21 protein-coding genes and 2 other annotated features (1 of these 23 running past the window's edge) are annotated in these 20,604 nt (G+C 43.1%); of the genes, 18 read left to right on the forward strand and 3 right to left on the reverse strand.

The window, feature by feature from the left end; all coding sequences use genetic code 11:
- Positions 1 to 146 (forward strand) — a binding site (T-box leader) (it extends 83 nt beyond the left edge of the window).
- Between the two features lie 42 nt (positions 147 to 188).
- Positions 189 to 2,840 (forward strand): valine--tRNA ligase, encoded by a 2,652-nt coding sequence (locus BW986_RS02860; protein WP_076364941.1) that lies wholly within the window; start codon positions 189 to 191, stop codon positions 2,838 to 2,840.
- Between the two features lie 73 nt (positions 2,841 to 2,913).
- Here the strand turns inward: BW986_RS02860 and BW986_RS02865 are convergent, their stop codons facing one another.
- Both BW986_RS02865 and BW986_RS02870 read right to left on the reverse strand, forming a co-directional pair.
- The gene (locus BW986_RS02865; RefSeq protein ID WP_076364943.1) at positions 2,914 to 3,756 is read right to left on the reverse strand and encodes an ATP-grasp domain-containing protein; all 843 of its coding nucleotides are present in this window, start codon (positions 3,754 to 3,756) and stop codon (positions 2,914 to 2,916) included.
- A complete protein-coding gene (locus BW986_RS02870) occupies positions 3,725 to 4,666 on the reverse strand; it encodes an ATP-grasp domain-containing protein (RefSeq protein WP_076364945.1) in 942 nt (313 codons plus the stop codon). The genes BW986_RS02865 and BW986_RS02870 overlap by 32 nt, the downstream gene beginning before the upstream one ends.
- A gap of 98 nt (positions 4,667 to 4,764) precedes the next feature.
- On the opposite strand from BW986_RS02870, the gene BW986_RS02875 reads away from it, so the two are divergent.
- The 10 genes from BW986_RS02875 to minD all read left to right on the forward strand — a co-directional run bounded on the left by BW986_RS02875 (position 4,765) and on the right by minD (position 14,423).
- The gene (locus tag BW986_RS02875) at positions 4,765 to 6,054 is read left to right on the forward strand and encodes a bifunctional folylpolyglutamate synthase/dihydrofolate synthase (protein ID WP_076364947.1); all 1,290 of its coding nucleotides are present in this window, start codon (positions 4,765 to 4,767) and stop codon (positions 6,052 to 6,054) included.
- Positions 6,055 to 6,599: 545 nt separating this feature from the next.
- Complete coding sequence (locus BW986_RS02880) at positions 6,600 to 7,352, forward strand: prepilin peptidase (RefSeq protein ID WP_076364949.1); 753 nt, start codon at positions 6,600 to 6,602, stop codon at positions 7,350 to 7,352.
- Between the two features lie 308 nt (positions 7,353 to 7,660).
- Positions 7,661 to 8,635: a hypothetical protein gene (locus BW986_RS02885; protein ID WP_142244518.1), complete on the forward strand. Its 975-nt coding sequence runs from the start codon at positions 7,661 to 7,663 to the stop codon at positions 8,633 to 8,635.
- 193 nt (positions 8,636 to 8,828) lie between these two features.
- Positions 8,829 to 9,398: a Maf family protein gene (locus tag BW986_RS02890; protein WP_076364953.1), complete on the forward strand. Its 570-nt coding sequence runs from the start codon at positions 8,829 to 8,831 to the stop codon at positions 9,396 to 9,398.
- Positions 9,399 to 9,450: 52 nt separating this feature from the next.
- Positions 9,451 to 10,125 (forward strand): RadC family protein, encoded by a 675-nt coding sequence (gene radC, locus BW986_RS02895; RefSeq protein ID WP_053537324.1) that lies wholly within the window; start codon positions 9,451 to 9,453, stop codon positions 10,123 to 10,125.
- A 149-nt stretch (positions 10,126 to 10,274) separates the two neighbouring features.
- Positions 10,275 to 11,294 (forward strand): rod shape-determining protein, encoded by a 1,020-nt coding sequence (locus BW986_RS02900; protein WP_034308871.1) that lies wholly within the window; start codon positions 10,275 to 10,277, stop codon positions 11,292 to 11,294.
- Between the two features lie 135 nt (positions 11,295 to 11,429).
- Positions 11,430 to 12,302: a rod shape-determining protein MreC gene (gene mreC, locus BW986_RS02905; RefSeq protein ID WP_034308869.1), complete on the forward strand. Its 873-nt coding sequence runs from the start codon at positions 11,430 to 11,432 to the stop codon at positions 12,300 to 12,302.
- Positions 12,299 to 12,817 carry a rod shape-determining protein MreD gene (gene mreD, locus BW986_RS02910; RefSeq protein ID WP_076364955.1) on the forward strand — a complete coding sequence of 173 codons (519 nt, stop codon included), beginning with the start codon at positions 12,299 to 12,301 and terminating at the stop codon, positions 12,815 to 12,817. Before mreC ends, mreD begins: the two co-directional genes overlap by 4 nt.
- A gap of 116 nt (positions 12,818 to 12,933) precedes the next feature.
- Positions 12,934 to 13,617: a septum site-determining protein MinC gene (gene minC, locus BW986_RS02915; protein WP_076364956.1), complete on the forward strand. Its 684-nt coding sequence runs from the start codon at positions 12,934 to 12,936 to the stop codon at positions 13,615 to 13,617.
- 2 nt (positions 13,618 to 13,619) lie between these two features.
- Positions 13,620 to 14,423 (forward strand): septum site-determining protein MinD, encoded by an 804-nt coding sequence (minD, locus tag BW986_RS02920; RefSeq protein ID WP_034308862.1) that lies wholly within the window; start codon positions 13,620 to 13,622, stop codon positions 14,421 to 14,423.
- A 128-nt stretch (positions 14,424 to 14,551) separates the two neighbouring features.
- Here the strand turns inward: minD and BW986_RS02925 are convergent, their stop codons facing one another.
- On the reverse strand, positions 14,552 to 14,995 hold the full coding sequence (locus tag BW986_RS02925) for a S1 domain-containing RNA-binding protein (protein WP_076364957.1): 444 nt from the start codon (positions 14,993 to 14,995) through the stop codon (positions 14,552 to 14,554).
- Positions 14,996 to 15,254: 259 nt separating this feature from the next.
- On the opposite strand from BW986_RS02925, the gene BW986_RS02930 reads away from it, so the two are divergent.
- From BW986_RS02930 to BW986_RS02960, 7 genes are all read left to right on the forward strand, one after another.
- The gene (locus BW986_RS02930) at positions 15,255 to 16,004 is read left to right on the forward strand and encodes a M23 family metallopeptidase (RefSeq protein ID WP_076364958.1); all 750 of its coding nucleotides are present in this window, start codon (positions 15,255 to 15,257) and stop codon (positions 16,002 to 16,004) included.
- Positions 15,997 to 16,863, forward strand: a complete 867-nt coding sequence (locus tag BW986_RS02935) for a M50 family metallopeptidase (RefSeq protein ID WP_076364959.1) — start codon at positions 15,997 to 15,999, stop codon at positions 16,861 to 16,863. Before BW986_RS02930 ends, BW986_RS02935 begins: the two co-directional genes overlap by 8 nt.
- 42 nt (positions 16,864 to 16,905) lie before the next feature.
- The gene (locus BW986_RS02940) at positions 16,906 to 18,378 is read left to right on the forward strand and encodes an Rne/Rng family ribonuclease (protein WP_260320752.1); all 1,473 of its coding nucleotides are present in this window, start codon (positions 16,906 to 16,908) and stop codon (positions 18,376 to 18,378) included.
- Between the two features lie 75 nt (positions 18,379 to 18,453).
- Positions 18,454 to 18,537: a sequence feature (ribosomal protein L21 leader region), on the forward strand.
- A 13-nt stretch (positions 18,538 to 18,550) separates the two neighbouring features.
- Positions 18,551 to 18,859, forward strand: coding sequence for a 50S ribosomal protein L21 (rplU, locus tag BW986_RS02945; RefSeq protein ID WP_034308849.1), 309 nt, complete (start codon positions 18,551 to 18,553; stop codon positions 18,857 to 18,859).
- A gap of 13 nt (positions 18,860 to 18,872) precedes the next feature.
- The gene (locus tag BW986_RS02950; protein WP_076364962.1) at positions 18,873 to 19,205 is read left to right on the forward strand and encodes a ribosomal-processing cysteine protease Prp; all 333 of its coding nucleotides are present in this window, start codon (positions 18,873 to 18,875) and stop codon (positions 19,203 to 19,205) included.
- Between the two features lie 12 nt (positions 19,206 to 19,217).
- The gene (gene rpmA / locus BW986_RS02955; protein WP_034308845.1) at positions 19,218 to 19,508 is read left to right on the forward strand and encodes a 50S ribosomal protein L27; all 291 of its coding nucleotides are present in this window, start codon (positions 19,218 to 19,220) and stop codon (positions 19,506 to 19,508) included.
- A 539-nt stretch (positions 19,509 to 20,047) separates the two neighbouring features.
- Positions 20,048 to 20,587: a Spo0B domain-containing protein gene (locus BW986_RS02960; RefSeq protein WP_076364964.1), complete on the forward strand. Its 540-nt coding sequence runs from the start codon at positions 20,048 to 20,050 to the stop codon at positions 20,585 to 20,587.
- The last annotated feature ends 17 nt before the right edge of the window (positions 20,588 to 20,604 follow it).

A 20,604-nucleotide genomic window follows, 5' to 3' on the forward strand; every position in this document is an offset into this window, starting at 1 on the left:
CATCCGAAGTCGTCCGCGAGCAGTCTTCGTGAACCACTTAGTAGCGAAGGCCGGTGAAGAGCCGTTATCCGATTTGAGAGCCGAAAGAGATTTTTTTCTTTTTCGGAAAAAAGGTGGCACCGCGAACAACTTCCTTCGTCCTTTTGTGATGATGGAAGTTTTTTTATGCCCAAAAAGGAGGAAATGATATGGAAGAGAACCAAATTTCTATGCCGACTAAATATGATCCGCAGACGATAGAGAAAGGCCGCTACAAATGGTGGCTTGATGGAAAGTTTTTCGAAACGACAGGTGACGATAAAAAAGAACCATATACGATTGTCATCCCGCCGCCTAACGTGACAGGTAAGCTTCATCTTGGCCACGCTTGGGATACGACGCTTCAAGATATATTGACTCGCATGAAGAGGATGCAAGGCTATGATGTTTTATGGTTACCGGGCATGGACCATGCCGGTATCGCCACACAAGCGAAAGTAGAACAGAAACTTCGTGCTGAAGGTGTGAGCCGTTATGACCTTGGACGTGAAAAATTCGTCGAAGAGACATGGAAATGGAAAGAGGAGTATGCGAGCCATATCCGTGAACAATGGTCAAAGCTCGGTCTTGGACTTGATTATACACGTGAACGCTTCACTCTTGATGAAGGGCTTTCAAAAGCTGTACGCGAAGTGTTCGTTTCGCTTTATAACAAGGGCTTGATTTATCGCGGCGAATATATCATCAACTGGGATCCATCAACGAAAACGGCGTTATCCGATATCGAGGTTATTTACAAAGATGTGCAGGGCGCATTTTACCATATGAAATATCCTTTGGTTGACGGATCAGGTGAAATTGAAATTGCCACCACCCGTCCAGAAACGATGCTTGGCGATACTGCTGTTGCTGTACACCCTGAAGATGACCGTTATAAACACTTGATCGGCAAAATGGTCCGCTTGCCAATTACAGGCCGGGAAATCCCGATTGTCGGTGATGATTATGTCGATATGGAATTCGGTTCAGGCGCGGTCAAAATTACTCCGGCTCATGATCCGAATGACTTTGAAATCGGGAACCGTCACGATTTGGAGCGTATCCTTGTCATGCATGAAGATGGCTCGATGAATGAAAAGGCTGGTAAATATGAAGGCATGGACCGTTTTGAATGCCGGAAACAAATCGTTAAGGACCTTCAGGAAGAAGGAGTACTTTTCAAAATCGAAGATCACCTTCACTCAGTAGGCCATTCAGAGAGAAGCGGGGCTGTTGTTGAACCATATCTTTCGACTCAATGGTTCGTTAAAATGCAGCCGTTGGCAGATGCATCCGTTGAACTTCAAAAAGGAACCGATGAGGAAAAAGTTCATTTCGTACCGGACCGTTTCGAAAAAACGTACCTGCATTGGATGGAAAATATCCGCGACTGGTGCATTTCCCGTCAGCTTTGGTGGGGTCACCGCATTCCTGCATGGTACCATAAAGAAACAGGTGAAGTGTATGTAGGTCACGAAGAGCCTGCGGACGCTGAAAACTGGGAACAAGATACAGATGTTCTGGATACATGGTTCAGCTCGGCATTATGGCCGTTCTCGACTATGGGCTGGCCTGACAAGGACAGTGTCGATTTCCAACGCTACTATCCAACCGGGGCACTTGTGACAGGCTATGATATCATTTTCTTCTGGGTATCTCGGATGATTTTCCAAGCGCTTGAGTTCACGGGCGAACGTCCATTTGAAGATGTGCTGATCCACGGACTTGTTCGTGACGAACAGGGGCGCAAGATGAGTAAATCGCTTGGCAATGGTGTCGATCCGATGGATGTAATCGATCAATACGGTGCCGATTCCCTGCGCTACTTCTTATCCACGGGCAGCTCGCCAGGCCAGGACCTTCGTTATAGCACGGAAAAAGTGGAAGCGGTTTGGAACTTCTCCAATAAGATTTGGAACGCATCCCGTTTTGCCCTGATGAACATGAATGGCATGACATATGACGAAATCGATTTAAGCGGTGAGAAGTCCGTAGCCGATAAATGGATCTTGACGCGTTTGAATGAAACGATCTCAAACGTAACCAGACTTGCGGACCGTTATGAGTTTGGTGAAGTGGGCCGTGTGCTTTACAACTTCATTTGGGATGATTTCTGTGACTGGTATATTGAAATGGCGAAGCTTCCGCTATATGGCGAAGACGAAGCAGCTAAGAAAACGACGCGCTCGATCTTGGCTTATGTACTGGATAACACGATGAGATTGCTACACCCGTTCATGCCATTCATCACCGAAGAAATCTGGCAGAACCTACCGCATCAAGGTGAGTCCATCACTGTTGCCGCTTGGCCGGAAGTGAATGAAGGGTTGACGGATACAGCTGCAGCCGAGGAAATGAAGCTGCTGGTTGAAATCATCCGCTCTGTCCGTAATATCCGTGCTGAGGTGAACACACCGCTAAGCAAAAAAATCAATTTGATCTTAAAAGCGAAAGATGAGTCCATCTTAGGGACATTACAGAAAAACAGCAGCTATATCGAGCGTTTCTGTAATCCTGAACAATTGACGATCGGAATCGAAGTCGAAGAACCTGCTCAAGCCATGACAGCTGTCGTAACTGGCGTAGAGCTGATCCTTCCGCTTACAGGACTGATCAATATTGATGAAGAAGTGAAACGTCTTGAAAAAGAACTCGACAAACTTAATAAAGAAGTTGAGCGCGTACAGAAAAAATTGGGCAACGAGGGCTTCGTTAAAAAGGCGCCGGCAAGCGTCATCGAAGAAGAACGTGCCAAGGAAAAAGACTATAGCGAAAAACGCGACTCTGTAATCCACAGGATCAGCGAATTGAAACAACTGTAAAACAAAAGGATGAACCAGCTTGAAGCCGGTTCATCCTTTTTGTGTTTAAACGCTATTTAAGAAAAATATTCCGTTAGGACGATATTCTTTCTTTTATGAATGTAAGGTACTCTTGCACGATATTCATATCACTTAGTGCACTTAATGTCCGGCTGCCGACGACATCCTCGATTTCGTTGAGCATGAGGTTGCCATCTTCCGCAAATATGAAATCGATACCGACCAGGCCAAAATCAAACGACCTCATAACTCTTTCAACAAGGGCTAATTCAGAAGCAGTCAGCTCATATAGAGAAGCCGATCCGCCCAGCGTATAATTTGCCTTGAAACTGGAAGCGGATTCCCTAAGTACAGCAGCCTTCACTTTTTTCCCAACCACAAAGACGCGGATATCCCTTCCGAACAAGCCAGGTTTTTGGACTATCCAGTTTCCATCATTCAGTTCGGCAAGATCATCGGCATGCTCGATTAAATATACTTGTTTCCCGCCGCGGCCACGTGTTTCTTTAGCGATGAAAGGGAACTCCATGTCATCGGCACTCGGCCTTCCGTTACAATATACGGTATCGGCCATTGGAATCCCGAGCGAGGACAAATATTGATGCGTCTTTGCTTTGTCGTTCGCGATTTCCGATACGAAGGAGGAGTTAAAGCAAGCGATCCCCAGTTGCTCAAGTTGCTTAGTGAAAAAAGGGTCGATGGTCCGGACGATAGCAAAGTCCGGCAATGAAATTGGCTGTGTCCCATGTTCCACGTACAACTCGTTGAAACGATGACCGATCCTAATGTCTTCCCGAAAGTGAAAGTGTAAGTCAAGATCAAGCTTACTTGCTTCTTCAAGCATCCAATCTATGTATCCCTTATTTTTCAAGGCATCCTCACGGTTATAAATCAACCAGCCTGCTTGTTTTTTCATCAGATGCACTTCCTTTTCCTAATTCTTTCAAGATATAATCGAACATGCTATCAGCGATGTTGATGCCTGTACATTCATAAATATTCAGTAAATGCGAATTCGAATTCACTTCGCACAAAAGCGGACCTTCTTCACCGAACAACAAATCGACGCCAGCGAAGTCAGCACCCAGAATTTGTGCACATCGGATGGCAAGTTGTGCTTCTTCACTGGTGGGTATATAGGATGCAGCCTTCCCCCCGGCAGTCATATTAGCTCTGAAGTCCTGCTCGGAATGGCGTTGCATTGCTGCTATGACTTGATTGCCCACGACATTCACTCGAATATCCCGACCTTTACTGTGCTCGATGAATTCCTGGAGTATAAATGGTTTGTGGCCAAGATTACGGATCGTCTTTAGTAACTCATCCTCTGTTTGGATTAAATATACTTGCTCCCCAAAAGAACCGTATGCTTCCTTAACGACAAGGGGATACCCAAGTTCAATGCCGATTTGTATGAAAGCATCCATATTGACCCTCTCAATCCCTTCGTACGTAAAAGGGGGAAATATGGTTTTTGGCATCGGTATGCCATGCCCCGTCAATGCTTGATGTGTTTTTGCTTTGCTGTCGCAAATATCGATTGCTGTACTGCTGTTATATACGGGGATGCCGAGCAATTCCAAATGGCGCGCCAAATGAATGTCCTTATCCATGAACAGGACAAAATCAGGCAGCCTATCCAAGGCTCCTTTAAGCAGTGGCACTCCTTTTTCGATAATCGGAATGAGATCTGAATTGCGGATAAGGGCTGCCATGATACCTTTCCTTTCAGCCGCCTCTTTAATGAACAAAGCCAAACTGGAAAACTTATCATGCTGTAAATAGCCATTAACGACAATCCAACAGTGGAAATCTGAAGGTTTCATGGTAAAACACTACCTTTCATCTAGGTTAATCGTTCATATATTGATAAAATAATCTTAACGCATAAGAGCGGTATAAAGAAAGAGGAGGCTCAACGATAATGGTTACAACCATAAAAGAAATCAATCATTTTTTTGAACGGCGCCAAGTTCAATTGGGCATGAATTTCGGCCTATCACGGATGGAAACATTGCTAACTGAATTAGGTGACCCCCACAAGGCGCTAAAGTATATTCACATTGCAGGATCCAACGGGAAAGGATCAACACTGCAATATATTAAAGAAATCCTGCTTGCCCAAGGCACTCGGGTCGCTTCCTTCACTTCGCCTTACTTAATACGGATGAATGAGCAGCTGAAGATAAATGAGGATGAAATCAGTGATAAGGATTTTATCGCTGTCTTCCGGGAGCTTTGGCCGATCATCCAAGAGATGGACAGTAAGGGGAATGGTCCCACTCAGTTCGAAATTTTGACTGCGATGGCATTCTCTTATTTTAGCAAAAAGGAAGTGGATTTGGTTTTGATGGAAACCGGTTTGGGAGGCAGGCTCGATACAACGAATGTCATCCAGCCGTTCCTTTCGATCATTACCTCGATTTCTTTGGAACATACGAACATCCTGGGAAACACACTTGGGGAAATTGCTTTTGAGAAGGCGGGCATCATTAAAAGCGGGGCACCGATCATCAGCGGAGTCACAGCCAGGGAACCGGCAAAAGTAATTGAAGAAAAAGCGTCGTCATTAGGCGTACCTTATTACCAATTAGGCAAAGACTTTCATGTAGGCAAAATAAAGCAAAGTGAACGAGGGCAAAGTTTCTCATTTTCGCTTGCAGACAGGTCCATCGAAAATGTGGAAATGCGGATGTTAGGGCGTCATCAAATGGAGAATGCGGCACTGGCCATTGCTGCTGTCACATTAGGAATGGAAAATATCGATGAAAAAAGCGTACTTAAAGGAATAGGGGAAGCGAAATGGGATGGCCGCTTTGAAAAAATATCGGATGAGCCTTTGGTGATCATTGATGGTGCACATAATCCTGCTGGCATCGACGTACTGAAGGACACGCTAAAAGTGCATTACCCCGACTATAAGTACCGATTTGTATTCAGTTCATTTAAAGATAAAAATTATTCCGAGATGCTTCATGGACTGGAAACGGAAGCGATGGAAATCATCATTACCGAATTCGACCATGAACGGGCGGCGGATGCGAAAACGCTTTATGAAAAGTGCAGTCATCCAAATAAAAGTATAAACAGGGATTGGCAGGCGGCAATAACGGAAGGCAGAAGGAAAACAGGGGAAAAAGAGATCCTTGTCATCACAGGGTCCCTTCATTTCCTTTCGCTTGTAAGGGAGTTCCTAAACAGAGAAGATACCTAAAGGGATGTGCCTTTACCGGCGAACTAATTATCTTTCCCGAAGGTTGAGAAATGAGGCATTTGAAAGTGAAGTCAATGGCAGCCTCAATTTTACGAACCAAATGGTTCGTGGGCACCAGTTGAACTAAAGTAATCATTTATAGTTGATCACACTGAATAGAATCATATTTAGAAAGCATCCTCATCACCTAAAGCTTTATTAATTCTATTTAAAAACAATTTAGGCAAAAGGGTACTATCTATATTTTCATCGAGTTTGTCTGCAGTCTGGGAAAAGGATCTTTTCAAAGGTCCTTTTCTCTTGTTAACAGAGTCTCTTGAAAAGAAAAAACTCTAATAGAGTGATTGATAACAAATCACCAAGTATATTTGTTAAAATATGTTTATATATTGTTTCCATATGACTGATGAATAGTAGGATCTACTTCATTAAATAACGGGAGGAATGATAATCATGAAGAACCGAAGTGATTATTACATAGCGGAAGGGACTTTTATAGTAGGGTTTCAAAGAGAGGCAATCGAATCCTCATGCACTTTGTATAAATGATGGTTATCCATATCTATCTCTTCGTTTTGGGCTTGATTTTAGGCTCATTCTTCAACGTTGTCGGTTTAAGTGTTCCAGCCAGTCAATCATTTGCGTATCGTCGCTCCGCCTGCCCTTCTTGCGGGCGTACATTGACATTCATCGAGTTGATACCGGTAATTTCTTATATGTTGCAAGAAGGGAAATGCCGTGGCTGTAAAACAAGGATTTCACCCCTTTATCCGGCAGTGGAAATGCTGACCGGTGTTTTGTTTACCTCTGCTCCCATATTCCTTGGCTGGTCGAACGAACTCTTGATTGGCTGGACATTGATTTCATTATTTATGATCATCTTCGTGACTGATGTTGCCTATATGCTCATACCTGATAAAATACTGCTTTTCTTTACGGTGATTTTTATCGTTCTAAGAGTCTCATTTCCGCTGTCGCCCTGGTGGGATTCAATTGTCGGGGCAGCGGTTGGCTTTAGCCTGCTGTTATTGATCGCTGTCGTGAGTAAGGGTGGCATGGGTGGCGGTGATATCAAGCTATTTGCAGTGATTGGCTTTGTATTGGGAATGAAGATGGTGCTATTATCGTTTCTTTTTGCGTCCTTTTATGGGGCATTCCTTGGCATCATCGGATTGCTGACCGGAATCCTAAAAAAGAAAACGCTTATTCCTTTCGGACCGTATATCGTTTTTGGGACATTGACTGCTTATTTTTGGGGCGATGCCCTTTTACATTGGTATGTAACTTTTTTAAGATGAGCTTAAAGGGCCATCTTTATTGCAAGAGGAATTTGTCAAAAATCACCTGAACAATAGCGAAGTAGGGAACTATCCCCAAATCGCTGCAAGTGAAGATGACTTGAAAAAGGAATGTATGTAATTGGTGAGAGGCGATATTGAATGGTTCATGAACCAGAAGTACCAGTACCTGGAAAACCCGTTTGGTTACCCATATATGAATAGGGAAATTTGACGAAACCTATTAATAACAAGACGACAAAAGTCTTGTTATTTTTTTTTACCTCTATGTTAGGATGAAAAAAATGATCTGGAGGGGAGGAAAAAAATTGGGCAAGCCGGAACAAAGCAAGGGTGTAACGATTAAAATAAATGGGGAAGAAAAAGTATTTCCAGATAAAAAGATTGAAAGTCAAGAGGCTGCGAGTAAGGAGCAGGAACAGGAACACACAGATGAGAGTTTCGAATGGATACTCCCTGAGGATTCAAATGAAAACAAAATCGTATTGGTCCCCTCACCGCCAAAGAAGAAAATGCCGAAGTTCATCGGTTTTGGCACCAGTTCGCTGAAAAGCTCGGATAATAGACCAATCAAGACATTCTTGATCGCTGTCATTTGTGCCGTTTTTTTTGGGTCGATTCTCGGCTTGATCGCCGTTAAAACGATTACAAAGGAAAAAGCAGAAGTATCTTCGGTCGAAGCCCCGATTCCAACGGAAGCTACTGTTGAGGATAAAAAAGCGGCAGTGACTGAACCAGGAAACCAGCTGAAGACATACCTTGTACAGGGAGGGGTGTTCAGCAGCGAGGATGCAGCAAGGCAAATACAAAAGAATATCATTGAAAAGCAGGTTCCTGCTGAAATTTTCAAAATGGAAGACAGCTATTATCTATTCTTGGGATCGGCAGAGAGTCTAGCTGCAAGTAAGGAACTGGCCTTGTTCTTGAAGTCCTATGATGTGGACGTATATTGGAAGGAAATCAATTTTGAAGCGGCTGGGACAAGCCAGGAAGATGAGAAAACCCTCGATAAGATGAAGGCGGTATATGCTTCGTTGGCAGAAACATCCGCAACAAAGCTTCGTGGAAAGGAAGGGACGGTAAACGAAGAAACCCTGAAAAAAAACATGGATGAACTGAAGGCGGTGAAATTATCGCCGGAGTTTTCGAAAATGAACGATGACCTGACTGCTGCCGCAAAGTCGATTGACGAATATGGGACTTCCAAAAATGAAGAAAAACTATTCCAGGCTCAAGAAAGTCTGCTTGATTTTTTATTGAATTTCCAAAACATATCGAGTTAAGTTAAGAAAAAAAGGGGGGCTGCCTAATGGGACAAGCTCCCCAATATGAAATCATCTGTGACACCTTTTTTATTTTCCGGGAAATACTTACAGGCATTTGTCGATTCTTAGTAAACAATAATTGTGGATTGCACCATAATTTGATAGGATAGATATTGTATCTCCCTATGTAAAGAAAGGTGACTTTTATATTATGCAGCCATTGATTTTAGCTTCTTCATCACCACGTCGTAAAGAACTTCTACAATTTCTTCAAATCCCCTTTGAAAGCATGAATTCCAATGTCGATGAAAGTATTGATGAAAACATGTGTCCTGATGCAGCGGTGAAAGAACTGGCCTCCCGTAAAGCGGAAGCCATCGCAGCAAAATTTCAGGAAAGCTGGGTGATCGGCTCGGATACCGTTGTTGTCCTTGATGGTGAGATTTTGGGCAAGCCGACAAGCCGGGCGGATGGAAAAAGAATGCTGGAAATGTTATCGGGACGGACACATGAAGTATACACAGGTGTCGCCATCCTATTCGGCAAGCATCGCAGAGTATTCGCAGAAAAAACGGAAGTGACATTTTGGGAGCTGCCAGATTCTGAAATCGAACGTTATCTGGATAGCGGGGAACCCTTTGACAAAGCTGGCGGCTATGGGATTCAAGGATACGGATCTCTACTTGTCGAACAAATCAAAGGGGACTATTTCTCAGTCGTCGGGCTTCCGGTCTCAAGGCTGGCCCGGGAACTTAAAGCGATGCAGGAAGAGTTGGGATAAGTTAATTTGATTTCGTCTGGTCTAAGGAAGGGTTGATTTTTTGAGCGAAAAAATGCTAATACGGGATTACCCGAAAGAAGAGCGGCCGCGCGAAAGGTTTCTGCAGGACGGGCCGCAAAGTCTCTCCAATCAGGAATTGCTTGCTTTGCTACTCAGGACGGGGTCAAGGGAAGAATCAGTCCTGCAACTATCCGGCAGGCTCATCAATTCCTTTAAGGGCCTGCGCTTGCTAAAAGAAGCATCTGTGGAAGAACTGACCGTGATCAAAGGGATTGGTGAAGCAAAAGCGATTCAAATCCTGGCCTCTGTCGAACTTGGCAGGAGAATTAACAATTTGAATGATCAAGACCGTTATGTGATTCGATCTCCTGAGGATGGAGCCAATTATTGCATGGAAGAAATGCGGTTTTTATCACAGGAACATTTCGTCTGTCTCTATTTAAATACGAAAAATCAAGTGCTTCAAAAAACTACGGTATTCATCGGCAGCCTCAATGCCTCGATCGTGCATCCGCGCGAGGTCTTTAAAGAGGCTTTCAAAAGGTCCGCTGCCTCTATCATCTGTCTTCATAACCACCCCTCCGGAGACCCCTCTCCCAGCAGAGAAGATATTGAAGTAACGAAAAGGTTAGTCGAATGTGGTAAAATAATCGGGATTGAAGTATTGGACCACATCATTATCGGGGAACATAAATATGTTAGTTTGAAGGAAAAAGGTTATTTATGACACTATCAAAATTTTTGACGATACGATATAATATTGTTTATGATTTTTAAAAGAGGAAACTTTTTCAAAGAGTCTTATTGTCAAAAAACGACAAATTATTATTTGAACTTATAAAAAGGCATTTTTGTTTACGAAAGGGAGATACCATAATGTTTGGAATTGGCGCTAGAGATATAGGGATTGATTTAGGAACGGCGAATACGCTTGTTTATGTGAAAGGAAAAGGTATCGCGGTACGTGAACCATCGGTTGTAGCTGTGCAAACAGATACAAAGCAAATCGTTGCAGTCGGAAACGATGCGAAAAACATGATCGGCCGTACACCTGGTAACGTGGTTGCCCTTCGCCCGATGAAGGATGGAGTAATTGCCGATTATGAAACGACGGCTACCATGATGAAGTACTATATGAAGGAAGCTCAAAAGAAGGGCGTATTCGGCAACAAGCCATATGTCATGATTTGTGTGCCTTCTGGAATTACGGCGGTTGAGCAGCGTGCAGTCATCGATGCAGCTAGACAAGCTGGAGCCCGTGACGCATATCCTATCGAAGAACCGTTTGCAGCAGCGATCGGTGCGGACCTTCCGGTTTGGGAGCCTACAGGAAGCATGGTCGTTGATATCGGTGGAGGAACGACGGAAGTGGCAATCATTTCCCTTGGCGGAATCGTTACAAGCCAATCTATCCGTATTGCCGGTGACGAAATGGATGATGCCATTATCGTTTACATCCGTAAGAACTACAATTTGATGATCGGTGAACGTACTGCTGAAGCGATCAAAATGGAAATTGGTTCTGCTGGAGACACGGAAGGCGTAGAAAACATGGAAATTCGCGGCCGTGACCTATTGACTGGATTACCGAAAACGATCGAAATCACAGCTGAGGAAATATCCAAAGCATTAAGCGACACAGTTTCCGCAATTGTGGATTCCGTGAAAAACACTTTAGAGAAAACACCACCTGAATTAGCTGCTGACATTATGGACAGAGGCATTGTATTGACAGGCGGGGGTGCTTTGCTGCGCAATTTGGATAAAGTCATCAGTGAAGAAACGCAAATGCCGGTTATCATCGCTGAAAATCCGCTTGATTGTGTTGCAATCGGAACGGGAAAAGCGCTGGACCACATTCATTTATTCAAGACTAAATCAAGAGATTCGCGATAAGCATCACTTCTCAAATAGGGCCGGCTCAACAAAAGGTGCAATTTTGAGCCGGTTTTTCTTATGTTTTGCTGTTTAATTAAATCAATAGTGTAATTTTAAAATCATAGAGTAAATTTTAGATAGAGGTGTAATACCATGCCACAGTTTTTTAATAAAAAGCTCCTTCTCTTGCTCGTTAGTATTATCGTTCTCGTGGCATTGATCGGTTTTTCATTAAGGGAGAGAGAAGAGTTAACTTGGCCGGAGCAATTCCTGAAAGATACGACAGGCTGGGTAGGAAATGTGTTTAATAAGCCAGTATCGGGTATAACAGGTTTTGTAGGGGGCTTAAAAGACCTTCAACATACATACGATGAAAACAAAAAATTGAAAGCCCGCTTGGATGAATATGTATTATTGAAAACCCAAGTTCAAGATTTAAAGGAAGAAAATGAAGAACTTCGCGATAACCTCAAAAAAGAAGATGACCTGCGGAAGTATTCGCCCACTCAGGCGACGGTCATTGGACGTAATCCTGACCGCTGGCATGAAATGCTGACGATCAATAAAGGGAAACGTAATGGGGTAGAAAAAAACATGGCAGTCATCACGTCCAATGGGTTAGTCGGTAAGGTGAAATCAGCGACGGATTTCACGGCCTCGGTTCAACTTTTAAGTTCGATCGATAAAGCCAACCGTGTCTCAGCCATCGTTCAAGGTGATGATAAAGCTTATGGCTTGATTGAAGGATTCGATGATAAGAAGAACCTTTTGCTGATGAAACGGATTCCATATGATAAAAAGATCAAGAAAAATTCATTGGTCATCACATCCGGTTATGGAGGGATCTTTCCGAAAGGTCTGCTGATCGGGAAAGTTGTCGATGTCAAAGTGGATCAATATGGTTTGAACCAGACCGCATATATTGAACCATCGACTGATTTTTATGATATTAATAATGTTATGGTCGTTCAGCGTGAAGTGGACGGTGTACCGAAAGAAAGTGAAGGGGAGGATGAAGCTGAGTGAGATATTTCATCCTTTCTTTTATAGCCTTGGTTTTTTTTGTTTTTGAAAGCATCTTCGCCCAAATGTTCGCTGGTGATGCATTCGGGTCCGATAAAATACTCGTGCCCCATTTCATGATGATTTTCGTTTTTTTCCTGACCATGTACGGATCCAGGAAAATGGGTATGCTTTATGGGGCGATTCTAGGGTTGACTTATGATGTTGTATATACGGAAATCCTGGGGATTTACATGTTCCTGCTGCCTTTTCTTGCCTATCTGATATCGAAAAGCATGAAAATCCTGCAAAATAACATATTGGTTGCCTGCCTTACTGCGCTTTTATTCACGGCAGTTTTAGAGGTTGTCATCTTTCAGATGAATATCATCCTATCTTTTGCAGATATGGGATTTGGTGAATTTGCGGAACGGAGATTGATTCCTACCTTATTATTGAATCTAGCATTCATTATCATCAGTTGCTATCCTTTAAAGAGAATGATTGAAAAGCTTGATTTGCAAGGAGAAACGGAATAACGTTCCTGTGTCTTAAGAAGCAGGTGGGAAATGTATTTTCTCTTTTCCGTGTACGTAGAAAAAGGAAATTTGTTTTCCTATGTCGAATTATATTTCATTGAGGTGAAACAAACGTCATGAATAAAAGAATTCAGCAAAATGTCATGATTAAGGGAACAAAAGACGGGTTTATGCTTCATCTCGATGATTCTTGCTCATTTCCCGAATTATTGAAAGAGTTAGAAGTGAAGCTTTCGGCGAACTATCAGTTTCAAGAAAATGACCCGTCCATTTCCGTAAAAGTACATACAGGGAACCGCTATCTTGATGAACAACAAGAAGAACAGATTAAAGAGGTCATCCATAAAAAGAAGAAGCTTTTCGTGGATGAGATGATTTCGAATGTCCTGACGAAAGATGAAGCGAAACGATGGAAAGATGAAAACCAAGTGACGACCGTAACCAAGGTGATAAGGTCGGGACAGGTTTTTGAAGTTCCCGGAGACTTACTTTTAATTGGGGATGTCAATCCCGACGGAACGGTTCGTGCGGGCGGCAACATATATATCATGGGACAGCTGAAGGGAATAGCTCATGCCGGTTATAAAGGAAATAATGAGGCCATAATAGCTGCCTCTGTCATGAAGCCTGCCCAGCTGCGCATTGCCGGACAAGTGAATTTATCTCCTGATCAATATACGAAATGGGGACATGACTTGGAATGTGCCTTCATGGATGAAGAAGAAAATATCATTATAGAAAAACTGCAAGTCTTAAAGAAATATAGACCTAATTTAAATAGATTAGAAGGGGGTCTCTAATCGTGGGAGAGGCAATAGTTATAACATCCGGTAAGGGTGGTGTCGGGAAAACGACCACCTCCGCCAATTTAGGAACATCTTTAGCTCTTCTAGGCAAGAAGGTTTGCTTGATTGATACGGATATTGGTCTTCGGAATTTGGATGTGATCATGGGCTTGGAAAATCGCATCATCTATGATTTGGTCGATGTAGTCGAAGGGCGCTGTAAGATTCACCAGGCGCTCATTAAGGATAAACATTTCGAGGATTTGCTTTATTTGCTTCCGGCTCCGCAAAATAGTGATAAAACAGTGGTGAATGAAGAGCAGATGAGGAAACTCATAAGCGATATGAAGCCTGACTATGATTATGTCATCATCGATTGCCCTGCAGGCATTGAACAGGGCTTCAGGAATGCCATAGCTGGGGCGGATAAGGCAATCATCGTTACGACTGCAGAGAGACCGGCTGTCAGGGATGCAGACCGTATTATTGGCTTGCTTGAAAAAGAAGAGCATATTGAACCGCCTCAATTGATCATCAACCGGATACGCGGCCATTTGCTACATGAGGATGAGGAAATGGATATCGATGGAGTTGCCGATTTTCTGAAGATTGATTTGATCGGCGTCATTCCTGATGATGACCAAGTCATTGTCGCAGCGAATAAAAAGGAACCCATTGCCTATAATCCGGACAATAGAGTTTCGCTTGCTTATCGGAACATTGCCAGAAGGATCCTTGGTGAATCTGTGCCCTTGACTCCAATTGGCAGTGAACCAAAGGGCTTCATGTCCAAATTGAAAAAATTCTTTAGCGTGCGGTAAATCCATATTCTTATGTCAGGAAGCGGGAGCATTTGATGCCCTCGCTTTTTTTTTATGCTTCTTGCAAAATAAAAAAGGCAAGCCATATGCTGGCTTGCCTGATCTATATGCTAAAAATGCAGCGCGGGTTATCCGCGTCTTCCGCCTCTGCCGCCGCGTTTCGATTCGGTGCTGCGTTTAAGAGTCGATAAATTTTCTTCACTAGTCTTTAAAAAGCGTAACATTTTATCTTCGAAATTTTCCTTTGGTTGAAAATTGCTTTTTGAACGAAAATCTTTAGAACGGCTATCCCCTTGGCGTGGTGGGCGTTTGGTATAAGAAGAGGTTTGCCCTTCGGGTCTATCTATAGCCTTTTTGATGGACAAGGCAGTTTTTCCGTCTTTCTCACTAATCACTTTTACTTCAATTTGGTCGCCTACTTTAAGATGGTCATTTACGTCTTTTACATAGCTATCTGCTACCTCACTGATATGCACAAGACCTGTTGAGCCTCCTGGTAATTCTACGAATGCTCCAAAATTAGTGATACCTGTTACTTTACCTTGTACTTTGCTGCCTATTTCGATTGACATAAAAAATTGTTCCCCCTCAATAATGTTAAAACCACTTTATTATAACAAATTTCGGGGAACAATATCAATCTCAATTATTCGATTTTCTGAATCGATTACCCGAATCCCCTTGGAAATTCATAAGTTTCCGGATGATTTTTCATTGAAAAAATTTTTTTCAGGGATGTGCAGAAAGAAAATCTTTTCTCCGTCATAGTCTGGACAAGTTGCTCATACGCTGTAATATAGCGCTTTGACATGAGCAGGGGGGAAATCTGGAATGGATGATCGCAGGAAAGATATCCGAAATCGTATCGCCAAGAGACGCAAGTTCAATGATAAACCGGCAGGTGGCAGCAGTTGGACGGAGATCAACAATGAGGAACCATATGGGATTGATTCATATAACGGGTATTCCGAGAAAGATCATCCGCTCTTCAAAAAAGAACATTTTTTCTTTAAAATCCTTGCCAGTGTATGCCTGTTCCTGATTATCGCTGTGATGTTCAAACACCCTTCTGTGCGGCTGGACCCTGCCAGAAGCTTTGTCACGGAGAACATGAACAAGGAATTTCAGTTCGCTTCAATCTCCAACTGGTATGAAAGTGCGTTTGGTAAACCGATCGCATTTTTACCGAATGAAGCCGATAAGGAAACTGTTGATTCGAATGAGGAATATGCAATGCCAGCCTCTGCGAAAATTACCCAAAACTTCGAGACGAACGGTGAGGGAATCATATTGGAAACGAGCAAAGGCTCAAAGGTCGAGGCCGTCAATGAAGGGGTAGTCATTTTTGCCGGTGAAAAGGAGGGGATTGGAAAGACGGTCGTCATTCAGCATGCCAATAAAAGTGAATCCTGGTATGGGCAGCTGGAAGGAATTGATGTGAAATTGTATGAGTTCGTTAAAAAGGGCAATGAAGTCGGACAGGTAACACTAAGTGAAGATGGATCCAAGGGCAGATTTTATTTGGCGATAAAAGAAAATGATGCTTTCGTCGATCCTAAAAAGGTGATTTCCTTTGAGTGAATATGGGAAATTACTGTTTAAAATCAGGGTGCATCCGACATTGTGGTTTGTCATTGGCATCGCCATCCTCACTGCCCATTTCGTTGAGATGATGATGCTGTTGCTCATCGTCTTCATTCATGAAATGGGGCATGCTATCTGTGCCCAGCATTTCAAATGGCGGATAAAGTCAATCCAGCTGCTTCCTTTTGGCGGGGCTGTCGAGACTGAGGAGTACGGGAATAAGAGTTTGAAGGAGGATTTGGCGGTGGTGCTTGCCGGTCCGCTTCAACATGTTTGGCTCATTGGTGCAGCTTTTTTGCTCTATTTCTTTTCTATCATCCCATATGAGCTGTATCAGCCCTTTTTGTATATGAATCTTATGCTGCTGATTTTTAATCTGCTGCCAATTTGGCCCTTGGACGGGGGACGTCTGCTATTCATCTGTGTATCCCTATACTGCACCTTTCTGGAAGCGCAGAAACATACACTTCACTTTTCTGCTGTATTCGCTGTCCTGGCTTTTTTGACCTGGATCATTCTGGATCCGCTCAATTTGAACATCTGGCTCATCATCTTTTTCATAAGTCTCTCACTCGTCATGGAATGGCGGCAGAGGTATTATGCTTTCATCCGCTTCCTTTTGCAGCGCCATTACGGGCATACGAATGATTTGGCGAAACTGAAGCCGATCTCTGTGGATTCACAAGAACCGATTTATAAAGTGCTGGAACTGTTTCAACGCGGTTGTAAACACCCCGTCATCATCATGAAAAACGGGAAAGAGAGCGGCTCGTTGGATGAAACGGAAATCCTTCACGCCTATTTTTCCGAGAAAATGACAAACGGGAAGATCGGCGACCTATTATATTCTTATTAAATATGTTATCCTTTCTTCAAATTGAGGAGAGGATTTTTTTTGATGAAAAAAATGATCGCGAACCTAGCTTCACGCGAAAAAAGAGTGGCCGTACTAGAGAATGGTGTTCTACGTAAACTTGAAATCATGCCGCCACAAAAGCGCAGTACGGTCGGCAATATTTATCTTGGGAAAGTGACGAAGGTTTTACCGGGAATGGACGCCGTCTTCGTTGATTATGGTGCAGAGAAGAATGGTTTTTTACACCGTGACGAGATTCCCTCTTTCCAGCTGACAAAAAAAAGTGATGGGAAAGCATCTGTCGGTCAATTTGTCCATCAGGGAGAAAAGCTGCTAGTTCAGGTGACTCGGGATGAATCGGGCACCAAAGGAGCTAAATTGACTGGTCTGATCGAGTTTTCAACAGAGTCCCTCGTATACATACATGGAATAGATTATGTTGGTGTTTCAAAGAAATTCAAAAACGAGGATCTTCAAAAGCAGTGGCGGGAAACGGCCTTGCAGTATAAAAATCCTGATGAGGGATTGATTGTCCGCACCTCGATGGAGAACGAAAGTGAATCGGTATTCCTTGACAGGTTAGCTGGATTGCGGGAGCACTATAAAGGGCTTGAAGTTAAGGCTGCGTCCCTTAAGGCCCCGTCCATACTCTATGAGAGGGACGCATACCTTGACATGATCATTTCTGAAATGTCGGGAACGGCGACAGGGGAACTAGCCATCGATGATTTCGAGGCTTATCGGGAGCTGAAAAAGTGGATACTGGAAAACCATAAGGAATGGGAAATATCCCATGTATCTGGTCCAAAGAATATTTTTTCCGAATGGAATGTCGAAGCGCAAGTTGAGAAAATGGCCAAGAAAATCGTTTGGCTTGAGAATGGCGGTTATTTAATTTTTGAAGAAACGGAGGCTTTCACCGTAATCGATGTCAATTCAGGTAAGTTCACCGGCAAGGTGGAGAAGGAAGCAACATTGTTTGCGGTTAATCAGGCTGCGGCAAAAGAAGTCGCCCGTCAACTGAGATTGAGGAATATCAGCGGAATCATCTTGATAGATTTCATCAATATGGACAATTCACGGCATGAGCAGGAAATCATCGATATCGTCAAAAAGGAAGCGGTGAGGGATGAGAAGCGAATCCAGGTCATCGGCTTTACGGAATTGGGCATTTTACAAATGACGAGAAAGCGAACCTCCCCGTCTTTGAGTGAAATGATGTCGGTACAATGCCCCGTGTGCAGTGGAAGCGGTAAAATCGAGAGCCCGGAAACGGTGGCCTTCCGGTTGGAACGGGAACTGCTGGAACACAGGAAGACGGATGATGAAGCGGTCTGGGTGGAGGTCAGTAAAGCGGTGGCGGACGTGCTGCTTGGCGAAAAAGAATCATATCGGCCGACACTGGAGGAATTGATCGCTAAAAAGATATTCCTATCTTTTATCCAAGGTTCGAGGAATGCCTATTCCATCAAGCGTTTCGGAAGCATTCAGGAAATCGGGCGGGCTTTCGGGTGAAGAACGGGAATTCTAATAAATATATTGACAGCCTTTCCTGTTTCATGTTAGGATTTTAATGTTATGTTTGTAGCACCCGTGCTACAACCGCTCAACAACAGGTTTTAAGCTTTTGCCTTTCTGGTAAAACGCCTGTGATTGGCGAGTCTGAGACATTTAAGGAGGTGCAAGTATGTACGCAATTATCGAAACTGGCGGTAAACAAATTAAAGTAGCAGCTGGCGAAGCGGTTTACATTGAAAAATTAAACGCAGAAGCAGGCGAAACTGTTACATTTGACAAAGTTTTATTCGTAGGTGGCGAAGACGTGAAAGTTGGTGCTCCACTAGTTGAAGGCGCTACTGTAACAGGTACTGTCGAAAAACAAGGTAAGCAAAAGAAAATCACTGTTTTCAAATACAAAGCGAAGAAGAACAATCGTAAAAAACAAGGTCATCGTCAACCATACACAAAAGTTGTTATCGAAGCAATCAACGCGTAAGGGCTGATTCTAGATGATTAAAGTTGTATTTGATGCTCCGCAGGAACGGATTGCTTCGTTCACCTTAAGCGGACATGCTAATTTTGCTAAAAAAGGTTCTGATATCGTTTGTGCAGGTGTATCGGCTGTTTCCTTCGGTGCAGTCAATGCGATCATGTCCTTAACGGACGTAGAGCCTGAGATTGAGCAAGGGCGAGAAGGCGGCTATCTTCGCTGCGTCATTCCGGGGAATCTTTCGCCGGAATCGGAAGGGAAGGTTCAGCTGCTTTTGAACGGCATGCTCATATCGCTGCAAACCATCGAACGTGATTATGGTAAATACATGAAAATTATCCTCAACCAATAGGAGGTGGAACAAATGTTAAGATTAAATCTTCAGTTCTTCGCTTCGAAAAAAGGAGTAGGTTCTACAAAGAACGGACGTGACTCTCAATCTAAGCGTCTTGGCGCTAAACGTGCAGATGGTCAATTCGTTTCTGGTGGTTCTATCCTTTACCGTCAACGCGGAACAAAAATCTATCCAGGTGAGAACGTAGGCCGTGGTGGAGACGATACTCTATACGCTAAAGTAGACGGTGTTGTTAAATTCGAACGTTTCGGACGTGACCGTAAAAAAGTAAGCGTATATCCAGTTGCACAAGAAGCATAATTGGCATCTTTGAACAGAGGCTGACTCAAAAGGGTCTGATTCCTTCTACAAGACACTATATACCGCGTCATTTTTAATAATGGTATGTTATATAGTGATGAAGGGGTCCGGCCCTTTATTTATACTATTAGGAACGAACCAGCATTTGGCAGGAGACTTTAGTCATTAGTATAAGGAAAACAACCTCTGACTTACAAATGGCTCGCCAATAGGCGGGCTTTCTTAAACTTTCAGGGGGGAAATCCAAGAATACTCATCCATCCGATTTGGTTAAACCAAATAGACACTCCAATTCAACTATAATATCTCCAATTGGTGCATAAATAAGGCCCATTCTCTTTTTTAGTTCAAATGGCTCTACCATCGTCCAAAGAACTCAGGGTGTGCGGCTGTATTTTTTGGACGGGGGCTTTCATGTGAAGGCATGTGAATCAAGCTTCATTTCCTGTTTGTTGTTTTTTTGATATACTGTACAAATGGAAGTATTCAACATGATAGAGCCGAAAAAAGTTTCTTTATCATAATTGAAGGTGTTAATAATGGATAAAAATTGGACGACTATTGAAACTCTGCGTCAAACCAGGCATGACTGGCTGAATAAAATTCAAATCATCAAAGGGAATCTGGAGTTGAACAGAATCGACCGTGTCAAGGGCATAATTGATGAAATCATTGTTGAAACCCAGAATGAAGCACGCCTTTCCAGTTTGAATTTACCTAAATTCACCGAGATGCTGTTGACGTCGAATTGGAATAATGGATCCTTTTATTGCGAATATGAAATCATTGATGTTTTTGAAGGCTCAACTGAGATGGACGGGCTGATGTATCGCTGGACAAACGATTTCTTTGAAATTCTGGATAAGAATCTGGATCCGTTTTTTGAAAATATACTGGCTGTTTCCATGTGTAAAAAAGAAGTGAGCGATATGCGCTGTTCATTTCATATGCAAGGCAGGTTCATTGATCAATCCCCAGTGATCGAGTTTTTGGAAAGTTCATTGACGGCCGAGCAATCGATTGAAATTCTTGAATGTAATGAGGATGAAATATTTTTTAAGATGGATATTAACTTTTAGAGAAGTATACAGCAAGA

The organism is Peribacillus simplex, assembly GCF_900156045.1.
Taxonomy (GTDB): Bacteria; Bacillota; Bacilli; order Bacillales; family DSM-1321; genus Peribacillus; species Peribacillus simplex_D.